The sequence below is a fragment of the Actinomadura montaniterrae genome (assembly GCF_008923365.1).
GTDB lineage: Bacteria > Actinomycetota > Actinomycetes > Streptosporangiales > Streptosporangiaceae > Spirillospora > Spirillospora montaniterrae.
Genome location: NZ_WBMR01000213.1, coordinates 1 through 15519 on the forward strand (window position 1 = coordinate 1; position 15519 = coordinate 15519).

Genomic DNA, 15519 nt, shown 5'->3' on the forward strand with positions numbered 1-15519 from the left:
CGCGAGCGGCGCGCCGGCGAGGACCGGCGCGCCGGCGAGGACCGGCGCCCCCACCGGGCCCCGCGCGGCCGGGACGGGCGGCACCGCCCGGCCGTGAACCCCCCGCCGAGGGCGCGGGGGCCGGTTGAACAGAACGAAATTCAGCCTGTCTACACTGCGGGCTGTGAACTCCGTGCCCTCGGGGAGCGACGGCTCCCCGGCCCATCCCGCCAGGCTGGTCAGGCGGCTGCACGTCGACCTGTGCCGGCTGGCCAGCGCCCTGTGTTCAGCGGTGAACCCGGGGACCCGTCCGGCTCGTAGCACCGGTTAGGACCTGCCCGAATCCGGCCGGGACGCGTGATCTCCCACCCGAGGTGATAACCCTTGATGTACGGGGTCATGACCTCCCTGACGGCGGGATGTCGCACATGACGGGCGGAGCGACGGCCGCGGTCTGCGCCTCTCAGACCACGGCCACCACCAGCGGAGAGCGAACGGCGAACGGCACCGGGCCGCACGCCGGGCGCCGCCGTACCGCTGAGCGGCCCGATCCCCGAGACCAGCATTCCATCCCGGACATACCATGAAGGTAAGCCTTAGTAGCATCACGATCCTGGGTGCCTCCCCCAGGACGGGTGCTGCGCGTCGAGGAGGTCTTCCTCTGTGACCAAACAGGTCCAGCAGCTCGACCGCGTCATCATCCGCTTCGCCGGGGACTCCGGTGACGGGATGCAGTTGACCGGCGACCGCTTCACCCAGGAGACGGCGGCGTTCGGCAACGACTTGTCGACCCTGCCGAACTTCCCGGCCGAGATCCGCGCCCCCGCCGGGACCCTCCCCGGCGTGTCCAGTTTCCAGTTGCACTTCGCCGACCACGACATCCTCACGCCGGGCGACGCGCCCGACGTGCTGGTCGCGATGAACCCGGCCGCCCTCAAGGCCAACCTCGGGGACCTGCCCCGCGGGGCGGACCTGATCGTCAACACCGACGAGTTCACCAAGCGCAACCTCGCCAAGGTCGGCTACGCCGCCAGCCCCGTCGAGGACGGCTCGCTCGACGAGTACCGGGTGCACGCGCTGCCGCTCACCTCGATGACGGTGACGGCCCTGGAGGGCTACGACATCTCCAAGAAGGACGCCGAGCGCGCGAAGAACATGTTCGCGCTCGGGCTCCTGTCGTGGCTCTACCACCGGCCCACCGAGGGGACGGTCGGCTTCCTCGAGCGCAAGTTCGCCAAGAAGCCCGAGATCATGAAGGCGAACATCGCCGCGTTCCAGGCGGGCTGGAGCTACGGCGAGACCACCGAGGCGTTCTCGGTGCAGTACGAGGTCAAGCCGGCCGAGCACGACGCCGGCCTGTACCGCAACATCACCGGCAACGCGGCGCTGTCCCTCGGCATCGTCGCCGCGGGCGTGCAGAGCGGCCTGCCCGTCTACCTCGGCTCCTACCCGATCACCCCGGCGTCCGACATCCTGCACGAGCTGTCCAAGCACAAGCGGTTCGGCGTCCGGACGTTCCAGGCCGAGGACGAGATCGCCGCGGTGGGCGCGGCGCTCGGCGCCTCGTTCGGCGGGTCGCTCGGCGTCACCACCACGTCCGGCCCCGGCATCGCGCTGAAGAGCGAGACGATCGGCCTGGCCGTCGCGACGGAGCTGCCGCTGCTGGTCATCGACGTGCAGCGGGCCGGGCCGTCCACCGGCATGCCGACCAAGACCGAGCAGGCCGACCTGATGCAGGCCATGTACGGCCGCAACGGCGAGGCGCCCGTCCCGGTCATCGCGCCGCAGTCCCCCTCGGACTGCTTCGACGCGGCGCTGGAGGCGGCCCGCATCGCGGTGAAGTACCGGACCCCCGTCATCCTGCTGTCCGACGGCTACCTCGCGAACGGCTCCGAGCCGTGGAAGCTGCCGGACGTGGCGGCGCTGCCGAAGATCGAGCCGAACTTCGCGGCCCCGTCCGAGGAGGCGTTCGAGCCGTTCCGGCGCGACCCGGAGACCCTGGCCCGCCCGTGGGCGGTCCCGGGCACCGCCGGGCTGGAGCACCGGATCGGCGGCCTGGAGAAGGCCGACGTCACCGGCAACATCTCCTACGACCCGGCCAACCACGACACGATGGTCCGGCTCCGCCAGGCGAAGGTCGACGGCATCGCGAACGACATCGCGCCGCTCGCGGTCGACGACCCGTCCGGCCAGGCGCGCGTCCTTGTGATGGGCTGGGGCGGCACCTACGGCGCGATCTCCGCGGCGGTCCGGCGCGTCCGGGCGGAGGGCCGCGACGTCGCGCAGGCGCACCTGCGGCACCTCAACCCGTTCCCCGCGAACCTGCCGGAGGTGCTGCGCTCCTACGACAAGGTCGTCGTCCCGGAGATCAACCTCGGCCAGCTGTCGATGCTGCTGCGCGGGCGGCTGCTGATCGACGTGATCGGCTACAACCAGGTCCGGGGCCTGCCGTTCAAGGCGGAGGAGCTGCAGGACGTCATCCAGGAAGTGATCGACAGTGAGTGACACCAACGGAAACGGCGCCGTGAACGGGAACGGAAACGGGAACGGGAACGGCCGCAGCCTGCTCTCCCTGGTCCCCAAGACCGACGCGAAGCAGACGATGAAGGACTTCAAGACCGACCAGGAGGTGCGCTGGTGCCCCGGGTGCGGTGACTACGCGATCCTCGCGGCGGTCCAGTCCTTCCTGCCCGAGCTCGGGCTGCGCCGCGAGAACATCACGTTCATCTCCGGCATCGGCTGCTCGTCCCGGTTCCCGTACTACATGAACACCTACGGGTTCCACTCGATCCACGGCCGCGCGCCCGCGATCGCGACGGGCCTCGCCACGTCCCGCCCCGACCTGTCGGTGTGGGTCGTCACCGGTGACGGCGACTCGCTGTCCATCGGCGGCAACCACCTGATCCACGCGCTGCGCCGCAACGTCAACCTGAAGATCCTGCTGTTCAACAACCGGATCTACGGGCTGACCAAGGGCCAGTACTCGCCCACCTCCGAGACCGGCAAGATCACCAAGTCGACGCCGATGGGCTCGCTGGACGCGCCGTTCAACCCGCTGTCGCTGGCGATCGGCGCGGAGGGCAGCTTCGTCGCCCGCACCATCGACTCCGACCGCAAGCACCTGCAGTCGGTGCTGCGCGCCGCCGCCGAGCACCGCGGCACCGCGCTGGTCGAGATCTACCAGAACTGCAACATCTTCAACGACGGCGCGTTCGACCCGCTGAAGGACGCCGCCGTCCGCGACGACATCACGATCCGCCTCGAGGACGGCGAGCCGATCGTCTTCGGCGCCGACCGGCAGAAGGCCCTGCGCCGGACGCCGTCGGGCTCGTTCGAGGTGGTGAACGTCGCCGACGTCCCCGCGTCGGACATCGCGGTGCACGACGCCCGCAACCCCGACCCGTCGATGGCGTTCGCGCTGTCGCGGCTCGACCAGCCGGCGTTCGAGCACACGCCGATCGGCATCTTCCGCAACGTCGACCGCCCGTCGTACGACGAGCTGATGCGCGCCCAGGTCGAGGAGGCCGTCGAGACGCAGGGCGCGGGCGACCTCGCCGCGCTCCTCGCCGGCGGCGACACCTGGCGCATCGACTAAGGCGCCGTCCGCGTTCCGGAAAGCCCGTCCCCGCATGCGCGCGGGGACGGGCTTTCCGCGCTTTGGAACCGCGCGGACGGGGCAGTGTTCATCACGGGATGAGCATTCGGCGATCGTTGGCCGGGTTCGGCCGTGACACGATGCGGGACACCGTCTCATCCTGAAAGACTGTCGGAGATCTTGTCAGCCCGGGGAGGTGACGATGCGGGTCGTTCCGCGCCGCAACAAGGGTCGTCGGCAGGCCGAGGACACCGCCCCGCCGCCCCCGCCCCCGGCGGCCACCCCGGACCGCCCGCTCACCTGGCCGCCCCCGCCCACCCCGCTCCTCTCCCCGTCCGAGCAGTCCGCCCCGCCCGAGCAGGCCCCGACGGACGCGGCGCCTGAGCAGGGCGCGCGGCCTGAAGGCGCCACGGCACCGATGCCGTCCGTCTCACCGGAGCGGGGGCTGCCGCCGGGGCGGGGCGCGCCGGGACACGGCGAGCCCGTGCCGTTCGGGCGGGGTGGGGCGGTGCCGTCGCCCGCTGAGGCGCTCGGGCAGGACGACCTCGGGCGGGCGCCGACCGAGCCGGTGCCCGGTCCCACGCTGATCCCTGAGCCGGAGGCGGGGCCGAAGGCGCAGCCGCCAGGCCCGGCGCGGGCGGTGGGGTTCTCGCTGCACGAACGGGCCGAAACGGAGCCGGTGCGCGGTCCGGAACGGACGACGGCCCTGCTGCAGACGCCCGAGGTCCCGGAGGCGGACCGGCGGCGCCGGGCCCGCGCCGAGCAGCGGCGCCGCGCGGCGGCCGAGACCAAGCGCAGCCGCGCCGCGCGCCGCCAGGGCCTGGAGTACCGGGAACGGCCCGTCCCGGAGCCGGTCCGGGCCGCCGACCAGCACCGGTCCGCGCTGGTCATCATGGTGCTGACGCTCGGGCTGCTGATCGCCGCGGTCGCGGTGACCGGCGGCATGATCGCGTCGTCGATGCGGACGCAGCCGGTGACGCTGGCCGCGCCGCTGCACGTGTACCCGGTGACGCAGGCGACGCCGGGGCAGTGCCCGGCCGGGACTCCGGGGATCACGGGGCAGGCCGCCACCGGCGTGACGTGCTACCGGCTCGCGCAGGGCATCGCGATCCACAAGGTCGCCGACCTGCGGGTGCAGAAGTCGCGCGGGACGTCCTCCGGCTACGACGTGGCGCTCACGCTGCGTCCCGTGGACCGGCACGCGTTCGCGCGGCTGACCGGCGCGACCGTGGGCCGCGACCTGGCGTTCGTGGTCCGCGACCGGCTGGTCACCCTGCCGCGCGTCGACATGCCGATCCGGGACGGGAAGGTCGTGGTGACCGGCTCGCCGACCCGGGCCGCCGCGAAGACCCTCGTCCGCGAGCTCAAGGGACGCTGACCGGCCCGCGCTTTGGCCCGTCCGGCGGTCGTCGGGCAGGCTGGACGGCGTGGACCTGGATCTCGCGCAGGTACGGGCGTTCGTCGCGACCGCCGAGCACCTGCATTTCGGGCGCGCGGCGGGCGAGCTGTTCCTCACCCAGCAGGCGCTGTCGAAGCGGGTCGCGCGGCTGGAGGACGTCCTCGGCGTGCGGCTGTTCGACCGCACCGGGCATTCGGTGCGGCTGACGGCGGCGGGCGAGCGGTTCCTGGAGCCGGCGCGGCGCGCGCTCGCGGCGGCGGACGACGCGATCATGGCGGCGCGCCGCGACGACCGGCCGCTGCGCCTGGACGTGTGGGGCCACCTGTTCGACCCGATGCGGACGATCCGCCGGGTCGTGGCGCGCCGTCCCGACCTGCCGATCGAGCCGAACCTGAAGCGCGGCCTGTCCGAGGTCGTCACGGCGCTGCGGCGCGGCGACGGCGACGTGGGCTTCGGCCGCGTCCACGCCCTGGACGAGCCGCTGCCGGACGGGCTGGCGCACCGGCTGGTGCGGCTGGCGCCGATGGCGGTGGTGATGGGCGAGGCGCATCCGCTGGCGGGCGCGGAGGCGCTGCGCCCCGCCGACCTGGGCGGGACGACGGTGTGGTTCCCCGCCGAGATCGGGAAGCTCGACTTCCTCGACCGGTTCCTCGCCGAGTTCGGGCTGTCCGGCGAGTTCGGCGGGGTCAACCTGGGGCTGGACTACTTCCTCGACCATCTGCGCGAGGAGCCCCGGCACGTGTCGCTGCTGCCGGCGGACGTGGCGGTGCCCGCGGACGTCCGGTCGGTGCCGCTGACCGAGCCCGTCCCGCTGTACTCGTGGTCGCTGATCTGGCGGGCCCGCGAGCAGCATCCGGTGCTGCGGTCGCTGCTCGCGGAGTTCGCGGCGGCGGCGCGGGAGCACGGCTGGCTGGAGTACGACCCCGCCGTGCACTGGCTCCCGGCCACCGAGCTGGACGCCCGCCCCGTCCGGCGCCCCGTTCCCCGCCCGGGTTAGGCCTGCGGGAGTTCGGTCCCCTGGACGGCCTGGATCTCCAGCTCGACCTTGAGGCTCTCTCCGACCATCGCGATCCCCGCCTCCAGGATCTGGTTGTAGCGGATCGCGAAGTCGGTGCGGCGCAGCTCCGCGGTCGCGCGGAACGCGGCGCGCGTCCCGCCCCACGGGTCGCCGCCGCTGCCGAGGAACAGCATGTCGAGGTCGACGGGCTGGGTGATCCCGTTGAGGGTGAGGCGGCCGTGGACCGTCCAGCGGTCCGGGCCAGCCGCGGTCAGGCCCTCGCCCTCGTAGGTGATCACCGGGTGCTCGTCGACGTTCAGGAAGTCCGCCGAGCGCAGGTGGTCGTCGCGGAGCTTGTTGCCGGTGTCGATGGACGCCGCCTCGATCCGGGCCGTCACCCGGGACGCCTCCACCGGCTCGGCGATCTCGACGCTCCCCTCGAACGCGGCGAACCGGCCGCGCACGCTGGACAGCCCGAGGTGCTGCGCGACCGCGCCGACGTTGGAGTGCGCCGGGTCGATCGTCCACGGGCCGGGCGGCGGCAGCTCGGTGCCGCCCGCGCGGGCCAGCACCAGCGTGCCGAGGTCCGCGGCGCCGGAGCCGTGCACGATCAGCGTCGACGCGGCCGGCTGGAACCCCATCGCCGTGACGATCACCGTGTAGGTGCCGGCGGGCAGCGGACCGGCGGCGAGCACGCCGTCCTCCCCGGTCTGCTCCCGCGCGACCTGCCGGCCCGCCAGGTCCGTGACCGTGACGATGGCGTGCCGCACCGCCCAGCCGTCCTTGGTCCGCACCGATCCGCGCAGACCGCGCCTGTCATCCATCAACGACCCGCACTTCCGTTCCGTGGCTCGTGTGCTTGCGTCGGCCGGGGCCGCCCGGTCGGGCGGCCCCGGGATCGGCCCTACTCGTCGGGGTAGCCGAGCTTCAGGTCGTGGTCGTCCAGGCCGCCGCCGGCCAGCGACAGCCCGGTCGCGACCGGCGGGTAGCCGGACGCGATCACGGTGTACTGGCCGCCGGTCAGGTCGGTGAACGCGTACTCCCCGTCCGGGCCGGTGATCGCCATCGCGACGACGTTGCCGGCCGCGTCGACCAGCGTGACGCGGGCGTCGCCGACCGGCTCGCCGGCCTCGTTGCGGACCGTTCCGCGGACCCGGGCGCCCGCCGGCATCTCGACGTCCAGCCGGGTCTGCCCGCCGCCCGCGACCTCGACCGGCAGCGCGACCGGGCGGTGCGCGGCGGCGCTGACGGCGAGCGTGTACGCGCCGCTCACGACGTCCTTGAAGGCGTACTGGCCGGACGCGTCGGTGCGGCCGGTGCCGACGACCTCGCCGCGCACGTCGGTGACGACGACCATCGCGTTCGCGATCGGGCTGCCGTCGGCGCTGCGGACCGTCCCGCCGAGGCCGCCGTTGCCGGCCAGCATCAGGTCGAAGTCGACCGGCCGGTCGCCGACGACGAGGGTCGCGGCCTGCGGCTCGTGCTCGCCGGTCGCGGCGATCAGCACGTAGGTGCCGGGGCCGGGGGTCGGCAGCGCGTACCGGCCGTCGTCCTGCGTGATCGCGCGGCCGAGCTGGTGCCCGTCCACCCCGATCAGCGTCAGCGCGGCGGACGGGACGGGCGCGCCGTCGCCGGCCCGGACCACGCCGCGGACGGGGACGCCGCCCCGGCCCTGCGGCATGAGGCCGTCCTGCGCGAACGCGTTCTGCTGCGCGAGGAGCCGGGCCTGCGCGGCCGGGTCGGCCGCCGGGGACCCGCCGGGAGCCGCGGCCGCGCCGTTGGACGGCAGGCCGTTCGCGGGCATTTCGTTCATCGACATCTCCTTGGGAACCGCACCTGCCCCGACCGACGCCAGCTGCTGCTCCGCGACGGCCTGCTCGTGTCCGCGGGCGTGCCGGCCGACGGCCGTGCCGGCGCCGTTGGGGGCCACCGGCGCGGCCGGCGGGACGTCCACCGGCGCGGCCGCCGCGTCCTGCCGGGCGCCCCTGCCGGTGCCGGCCTTGCCGCGCAGCGGCAGCTCCTTCATCGCGATCACCGTGATGAGGCCGACGACCGCCACCGGCACGCCGAACAGGAACACCTTCTCCAGCGACTCGGTGAACGCCGTGAGCACGATCGACTTGAACGGCTCCGGCAGATGGTGCACCTGGTCGGGGGTGCCGAGCGAACCGCCGCCCTTCGGCATCGCGATGTGCGCCTTGCGCAGCCCCTTGGCGATCTCGCCGGGCAGCTGGTTGTTGAGGATCGCGCCGAACGCGGCGACGCCGACCGCGCCGCCGAGGTTGCGGAAGAACGAGACACCGGACGTGGTGGACGCCAGGTCCTCCATCTTCGCGGCGTTCTGCGCGGCGAGGATCAGGATCTGCATGGTGAGGCCGAGCCCGACGCCGAGCAGCGCAACGTCCCCGCCGATCTCCACCTTGGACGAGTCGACGTGCAGCCGGGACAGCAGGTACAGCCCGCCGCCCACGCAGATCAGGCCGATCACCGGGTAGATCTTGTACCTGCCGGTCCGGGTGACGAGCTGGCCGGACCCGATGGAGGCGATCAGCATGCCGACCACCAGCGGCAGCGTCATCAGGCCGGACGCGGTGGGGCTCAGTCCCTTGACGATCTGCAGGTACTGCGGCATGTAGATCATGACGCCGAACATCGCCATGCCGACGCAGAGCGAGCCGAGCGAGGACAGCACGAACGTCGGGTTGCGGAACAGCCGGGGCGGCAGGATCGGCTGCCGCGCGGCGCGCTCGGCGAACACCGCCGCGACCACCAGCAGGACCGTGATCCCGCCGAGCGCGTACGTCCAGTCGGAGGCCCACTCGAACTGGTTGCCGCCCATGGACAGCAGCAGCATCAGCGCGGTCGCGGCGCCGGTGATGGTGAACGCGCCCATGATGTCGATCCGGGTGTCGCGCTTCACCTTCGGCAGCTTGAGCACCTTCTGGATCACCGCGAAGGCGATGACGGCGAGCGGGACGCAGACGTAGAAGCACCAGCGCCAGCCGAGCCCGTCGGCGTCGACGATGAACCCGCCGAGCAGGGGGCCGGCGACGGTGGCGACGCCGAACACGGCGCCGATGTACCCGGAGTAGCGGCCGCGCTGCCGGGGCTCGACGATGTCGCCGAGGATGACCTGCGCCAGCGCGGACAGTCCGCCGGCGCCGAGGCCCTGGACGGCGCGGGCCGCGATCAGCATGCCGATGTTCTGGGACAGCCCGCCCGCCACGGACGCGACCACGAAGATCAGGAGCGCGGTCTGGAAGGAGAGCTTGCGGCCGATGATGTCGGAGACCTTGCCCCACAGCGGGGTCGAGGCCGTCATCGTCAGCAGCGTGGCGCTGGCCACCCAGGACAGCTGGTCCTGGCCGCCGAGGTCCCCGACGATGGTCGGCAGGGCCGTGCTGACCACCGTGGACGAGATCATCGACGTCAGCAGCGCCATCATCAGGCCGGAGAGGATCTCCAGGATCTGGCGGTGCGTGTACTGCGGTCTCGCTTGCTCTGGCGCCACCGGCCCCGCCGACGCCGCCACGCTCGCTTGAGCCACCATGCCCCCATGGAACGTAATTACCTGTGTTTTGCATATATGCTATGTACACGCTTGTTTACTTGCAACTCGGGGGATACTGGGGCGATTCGGTGATCCACACGGGGACGGGTCGGGATTCGATGACGGGCGTCGAGCAGGCCGAGCAGCGCGAACACCGCAAACGCGACCGGGAGGCGACCCGGCGCCGCATCCTGGACGCCGCGCGCGACCTGTTCGGCGAGCACGGCTACGACGGCGTCACCGTCCGCATGATCGCCTCCGCCGCCGACGCCAACACCGCCCTGGTCAACCGGTACTTCGGCTCGAAGGCCGCGCTGTTCGGCGAGGTCCTCGCCGGCGAGTCCGCGCTGCGCGGCGTCATCGCCGGCGACCCCGCCGGGCTGCCCCGCCGGCTCGCCGAGCACTTCGTCCGGCAGATCGCGCAGCACCCGCCGACCCCGATGACCCGGATGATCGACCGCTCCGCCGGCAGCCCCGAGGTCAGGCAGGCCCTGCTCGGCTACCTCGAAGAGGTGATCGTCGAGCCGCTCGTCGGCCAGCTCGACGGCCCGAACCCGCGCGCCCGCGCGCTGCTCGCGTCCACGATCATCATGGGCGGCGGGCCCGTCCGCCGCCTGCTCGGCCTCAACGACCTGCGCAGCGCCGACCCGGCGGAGCTCACCGACCGCCTCACCGCCATGTTCACCGCGGCCCTCTCCCCCTGCTCCCCGGACCGGCCCGGCTCCGCCTAGACACGCCCGAACCCCGCCGCGCGACCTGGCGCCGCCCACGCCCCAGCGCCGATCCGTCCGGTACGCCGGGGGATGTAACGGCGGCGCGGGTCGTACGGCGGCGGGCGCAGTGAAGATCGGCGCGAGGGTGGAGCGGCCCGCGGCGGGGCCGCACATAGGCTGCTGACATGACGGTGGGGGGCGCGATCCGGGCGCGATGGGGCAGGACGGGCCGTGCGGCGCGCTGGACCGCCGCCGGGTCCGCCGTGGCGCTGGCCGCCGGCGCCGCCGTCTGGGGCGCCGCCGCCGGCGAGCCGCCCCGCGTGCGCACCGTCGACCAGCGCGTCCAGGTCGTCGACGGCCCGCACGACGACCAGCGCGTGACGCTCGACACCACCTTCTACAAGCCGGTCGGGCGCGCGAAGGCGCCGGCGATCATGCTGGGGCACGGGTTCGGCGGCGACAAGCACGACGTCGCGGGCGACGCGCGCGCCCTGGCCCGCGCCGGCTACGCCGTCCTGACCTGGACGGCCCGCGGGTTCGGCGCGTCCACCGGGCAGATCGCCCTCGACTCCCCCGACTACGAGGTGAAGGACGCCCGCCAGCTCATCGACTGGCTGGCGAAACGGCCGGACGTGCAGCTCGACGGGCCCGGCGACCCGCGCGTCGGGATGACCGGCGAGTCCTACGGCGGCGCGATCGCGCTGATGACCGCCGCCTACGACCGGCGCGTCGACGCCATCGCGCCGGAGATCACCTGGAACAGCCTGCCGGACGTCCTGTTCCCCGACGCCGCCGGCGCGGGCGCCGGCAAGGGCGTGTTCAAGAAGCTCTGGGCCGGCGTCTTCTTCACCAGCGGCTCCCGCGGCGCCGGCTGCGGACGGTTCCTGCCGTCCCTCTGCGCGATGTACCAGAAGGTCGCCGAGCAGGGCGCGCCCACCGAAGACGCCATCGCGACGCTGCGACGATCGAGCCCCGCCTCCGTCACCGACCGGATCAAGGTGCCGACCCTGCTCGTCCAGGGACAGTCCGACTCGCTGTTCCCGCTCGACCAGGCCGACGCGAACGCGCGCGCCATCGCCCGCAACGGCGCGCCCGTCTCCGTCGTCTGGTACCAGGGCGGGCACGACGGCGGCGACCCGGAGACCGGCCGCGTGCGCGGGCTCGTCCGCGACTTCTTCGACGCGCGGCTCCGGCACGGCACGGCGTCCGGCACCCGCTTCACGGTGACCCGCGCGGGCGGCCTCGACTCCTCCACCCAGAAGGTCGTCGTGCAGGAGGCGAAGGCCCGCACGTATCCGGGCCTGTCCGGCGACCCGCAGCACCTCCCGCTGGACGGGGCGGAGCAGACGATCCACAACCCCGCCGGCGGTTCCCCCGCGGCCGTCTCCGCACTCCCCGGGCTCGGCGCGCTGGGCTCGCTCGGCTCTCTCGGCGCCGCGGGCGGCGGCCTCCCCGCCGACATGCCCGGACAGACCGCCACGTTCGACACCCGTCCGCTCGACCACTCCCTCCGCCTCACCGGCGCCGCCACCGTCCGGCTCCACGTGGCGGAGAACGGCGCCACCGGCGAGGGCGGCCCGCTCTTCGCCAAGCTCTACGACGTACCGCCGGACGGCCCCGCCGCCCCCGCCCGGCGCATCGCCGCGCCCTTCCGGGTGACCGGCGGCGACGTCACCGTCACCCTGCCCGCGATGGACCACCGGTTCGACCGCGGCCACCGCCTCCGCCTCGTCATCGCCACCACCGACATGGGCTTCGCGACACCGCCGCAGCCCGCCGCCTACCAGGTGCGCGCCGTGTCCGGGCTGACCGTCCCGACCGACCCGTCCCTGGTCACGGCGCCCGCACCGATCCCCACCTGGGTGTGGATCCTGCCGCTGGCCGGCCTCGCCGTCGCCGCCGCGCTGCTCCTCGGCGTCCGCCGCGCCCGCCCCCGCGAACGCGACACGGACGTCCCGCTGGAGATCACCGGGCTCACCAAGGCGTACAGGAACGGCCACCTCGCGGTCGCCGACCTGTCGTTCCGCGTCGAGAAGGGTCAGGTACTCGGCCTCCTCGGCCCGAACGGCGCGGGCAAGACCACCACCCTCCGCATGCTGATGGGCCTCATCCACCCCGACGCCGGCGAGATCCGCATCTTCGGCCACCGTGTCACCCCCGGCGCCCCCGTCCTCGCCCGCCTCGGCTCCTTCGTCGAGGGCCCCGGGTTCCTGCCGCACCTGTCCGGACGCGACAACCTCGACCTCTACTGGCGCGCCACCGGACGGCCCGCCGACGAGGCGCACATGGACGAGGCCCTCGCGATCGCCGGCCTCGGACCCGCCCTCGACCGCGCCGTCCGCACCTACTCGCAGGGCATGCGGCAGCGCCTCGCCATCGCGCAGGCGATGCTCGGGCTGCCCGACCTGCTCGTCCTCGACGAACCCACCAACGGGCTCGACCCGCCGCAGATCCGCGAGATGCGCGAGGTCCTCGTCCGGTACGCCGCCGCCGGCCGCACCGTGATCGTCTCCAGCCACCTGCTCGCCGAGGTCGAGCAGACCTGCACGCACGCCGTCGTCATGGCCGGCGGCCGCCGCGTCGCCGCCGGACCCGTCGCCGACATCGTCGGCTCCGGCCGCCGCCTCGAGGACGCCTTCCTGGAGATCATCGGAGAGAACCCCATGACGGCCCGCGAGACCACGACATGACGACGTCCAAAGAGCCGAAGGCAGGCGAAGCGCCCGCGGCCGGGCCGGTCTCCGGCGGCCGGCCGGCGACCGAAGGCGGATACCGCGTGCGGCGCACCCTCCCGCTGCGCGTCGAGGCGATCCGCCAGTTCCGCCGGCGCCGCACGCTCGTCGCCTTCGGCATCCTCCTCGTCCTGCCCTGGGTGCTGGTCGGCGCGTTCATGATCGGCGGCTCGCCGTCCGGCAACGGCGTCCCGGGCCTGGTGGACGTCGCCACCGCCGGCGCCCTGAACTTCACGCTGTTCGCCCTGTTCGTCTCGACGGGCTTCCTCCTCGTCGTCGCCGTCGCGCTGTTCTGCGGCGACACGGTGGCGAGCGAGGCCGGCTGGTCGTCGCTGCGCTACCTGCTCGCCGCCCCCGTCCCGCGCGCCCGCCTCCTCCGCCAGAAACTGATCGTCGCCCTCGCCTACTCGGTCGCCGCGGTCCTGACGCTCCCGCTCATGTCGCTGGTCGCGGGCACCGCCGCGTTCGGATGGGCGGACGTCGAACTTCCCACGGGCGGCACCGTCCCCACCTCGACCGCCCTCGGCCGCATGGCGATCGTCATCGGCTACTCGCTCGTCGCCCAGCTCGTCGTCGCCGCCCTGGCGTTCCTCCTGTCGGTCGTCACCGACTCCCCGCTCGGCGCGGTCGGCGGTGCCGTCGGCCTCGTCATCGTGAGCAACATCCTGGACGCCGTGACCGCCCTCGGCTCCTGGCGCGACTTCCTGCCGACGCACTGGATGTACTCGTGGATGGACGCCCTCCAGCCGCAGATCCAGTGGACCGGCATGGCCAAGGGCGCGGCCATCTCCGTCGCCTACGCCGCCGTCCTCCTCGCCCTCGCGTTCCGCCGCTTCCAGACCCGCGACATCGTGTCCTGACCCGCCGATACCGCACGCGAAACGATCTCCCCCGACCACTTTCGGCCGCCACCGAACGTGACCACATGACCACGTCAGGTCGACCTCCCTTCCCGAAAAACGGTCGAACCGGCAGAGGATGTCGCATAAGCTCGCTGAACCTCGCCTTCGGCGCCCGCGTCGTATGAAGTGCAGGTGACATCGGCTCGATCGACGGGTTAAACCCGGCCCGACGGGGGAGATGATCAACATGGCACGGCAGCAGCTCATCAAGCGCCCCAAGCCCCCACGTCAACCGAGCCCGCCGGACCTGAGGACCCCCTCAGGCCGCCTCCTGCCGTACTGACCCCACACGCCACCACCACCGACCCCAGCCCCACCCCACACCCACCACCGAACCCAGCGCCACCCCGCGTCCACCGCCGACGCCACACCTCATCGCAACACACTCGCACCACCACCGCCTCCGGCCATCCACCCAACCCCGCCGGACGCACACCACCTGGCCCCACCGCCGCGCCACAAAGCGAAGCCTGCAACCACCACGTAGCCGACTGAGCTACCCACAAGCCCTCCCTGGGCTACCCGCCAGGCCTCCGCTCTTCCGCGCCCAAGCGCCACAACAACGCCGCCGCGCGCCTGCCCAGGCCACCCGCCCCGCCCAGCTGACAACTCACCTCCACCCGCCCAACCCGCGGCCAAGCTCCCTCACAACCTCAAACCGCGCCCCGCAACGGCCCACGCCAACCAACAGACGCCGCACGCAGCAAACCAAGCCGCACAACAGCACACGCCGCACAACGACACACGCCGCACGACGGCACGCGGACGACGACGGCACGCGGACGACGACGGCACGCGGACGACGACGGCACGCGGACGACGACGGCACGCGGACGACCGTATGCGCGGCTGACCGGGTGGCTGGGGCAGCGGCCAAGGCTGGAGCGGCGGCCAAAGGCTGGACGGCGGTCAGGGCTGGGCAAGCCGAGCAGGCCCGCCGAGAGGTCGCCCACGAACTCCCAGGTGGTGCGGCTCGGCGCGCTGAAGACGTCGCGGCGACACACATGCCCGTGCGCTGGGCGGGTCGCCGAGCGGCCAGCCTGCGTGTCACGCAACAGCACGCGCCAAACGACTCTGCACCGCAAACGACGGCACACCGCGACACGCGCCGAACGACGTCACGCGCCCGGACGGCAGCGCACATCAGACGGCGCATGACAGCGCGGCACACGACGTGGACGGCACACGAGGACGGACGGCACACGACGGCGGGCCGCAACACGCAACGGGCGGCAGCGCCCCCGGTGGCGGCGCACCCCACCACGGAACGCAACGGGCATTAGACGGCAGCCGCCGTCGGCGGAGGCCGGGCGCGGACGGCAAGCACGGCCGGGCGCGGACGACAGCGCATCGGGAGGGCGACACAGATGCGGACGGCAGCGCCCCACAGCAGCGCACCGCGGACGAGAGCGCACCACGGTGGCGCAGCGCGAACCACAAAGCACCACGAACCGCAAAGCACCACGAACCGCAACGCACCAGGTGGCGCAGCGCGAACCGCAGCGCATCGCGGACGACAGCGCATGCGAACGGCAGCGCATGCGAACGGCAGCGCATGCGAACGGCAGCGCATGCGAACGGCAGCGCATGCGAACGGCAGCGCATGCGAACGGCAGCGCATGCGAACGGCAGCGCATGCGAACGGCAGCGCA

General features: G+C 73.2%; 11 protein-coding genes. 9 read left to right on the forward strand and 2 right to left on the reverse strand.

What is annotated here, in order from left to right; all coding sequences use genetic code 11:
- Positions 1-172: 172 nt before the first annotated feature.
- The 5 genes from F9B16_RS54290 (at position 173) to F9B16_RS41170 (ending at position 5970) form a co-directional block, all read left to right on the forward strand.
- Positions 173-310 carry a putative leader peptide gene (locus F9B16_RS54290; protein ID WP_404800562.1) on the forward strand — a complete coding sequence of 46 codons (138 nt, stop codon included), beginning with the start codon at positions 173-175 and terminating at the stop codon, positions 308-310.
- Between the two features lie 332 nt (positions 311-642).
- A complete protein-coding gene (locus tag F9B16_RS41155; protein ID WP_151545690.1) occupies positions 643-2484 on the forward strand; it encodes a 2-oxoacid:acceptor oxidoreductase subunit alpha in 1842 nt (613 codons plus the stop codon).
- Positions 2485-2503: 19 nt separating this feature from the next.
- Positions 2504-3574, forward strand: coding sequence for a 2-oxoacid:ferredoxin oxidoreductase subunit beta (locus tag F9B16_RS41160; RefSeq protein ID WP_192809237.1), 1071 nt, complete (start codon positions 2504-2506; stop codon positions 3572-3574).
- Positions 3575-3776: 202 nt separating this feature from the next.
- Positions 3777-4952 carry a SecDF P1 head subdomain-containing protein gene (locus tag F9B16_RS41165; protein ID WP_151545691.1) on the forward strand — a complete coding sequence of 392 codons (1176 nt, stop codon included), beginning with the start codon at positions 3777-3779 and terminating at the stop codon, positions 4950-4952.
- Positions 4953-5001: 49 nt separating this feature from the next.
- Positions 5002-5970: a LysR family transcriptional regulator gene (locus F9B16_RS41170; RefSeq protein WP_151545692.1), complete on the forward strand. Its 969-nt coding sequence runs from the start codon at positions 5002-5004 to the stop codon at positions 5968-5970.
- Here the strand turns inward: F9B16_RS41170 and F9B16_RS41175 are convergent.
- Together F9B16_RS41175 and F9B16_RS53940 are read right to left on the reverse strand one after the other, a co-directional pair.
- On the reverse strand, positions 5967-6794 hold the full coding sequence (locus tag F9B16_RS41175; RefSeq protein WP_151545693.1) for a YceI family protein: 828 nt from the start codon (positions 6792-6794) through the stop codon (positions 5967-5969). The genes F9B16_RS41170 and F9B16_RS41175 overlap by 4 nt on opposite strands.
- A gap of 80 nt (positions 6795-6874) precedes the next feature.
- Entirely contained in the window at positions 6875-9520 is a 2646-nt protein-coding gene (locus F9B16_RS53940; RefSeq protein ID WP_151545694.1) for an MFS transporter, read from the reverse strand.
- A gap of 119 nt (positions 9521-9639) precedes the next feature.
- Here F9B16_RS53940 and F9B16_RS41185 point away from each other — a divergent pair, with 119 nt between their 5' ends.
- The 4 genes from F9B16_RS41185 to F9B16_RS53155 all read left to right on the forward strand — a co-directional run.
- Positions 9640-10251 carry a TetR/AcrR family transcriptional regulator gene (locus F9B16_RS41185; RefSeq protein WP_151545695.1) on the forward strand — a complete coding sequence of 204 codons (612 nt, stop codon included), beginning with the start codon at positions 9640-9642 and terminating at the stop codon, positions 10249-10251.
- 167 nt (positions 10252-10418) lie between these two features.
- On the forward strand, positions 10419-12923 hold the full coding sequence (locus F9B16_RS41190) for an alpha/beta fold hydrolase (RefSeq protein ID WP_151545696.1): 2505 nt from the start codon (positions 10419-10421) through the stop codon (positions 12921-12923).
- Between the two features lie 86 nt (positions 12924-13009).
- A complete protein-coding gene (locus F9B16_RS41195) occupies positions 13010-13825 on the forward strand; it encodes an ABC transporter permease (protein WP_225992395.1) in 816 nt (271 codons plus the stop codon).
- 1461 nt (positions 13826-15286) lie between these two features.
- Positions 15287-15519 (forward strand): hypothetical protein (locus tag F9B16_RS53155; protein WP_225992396.1); only part of this gene is annotated, 233 nt, incomplete at its 3' end.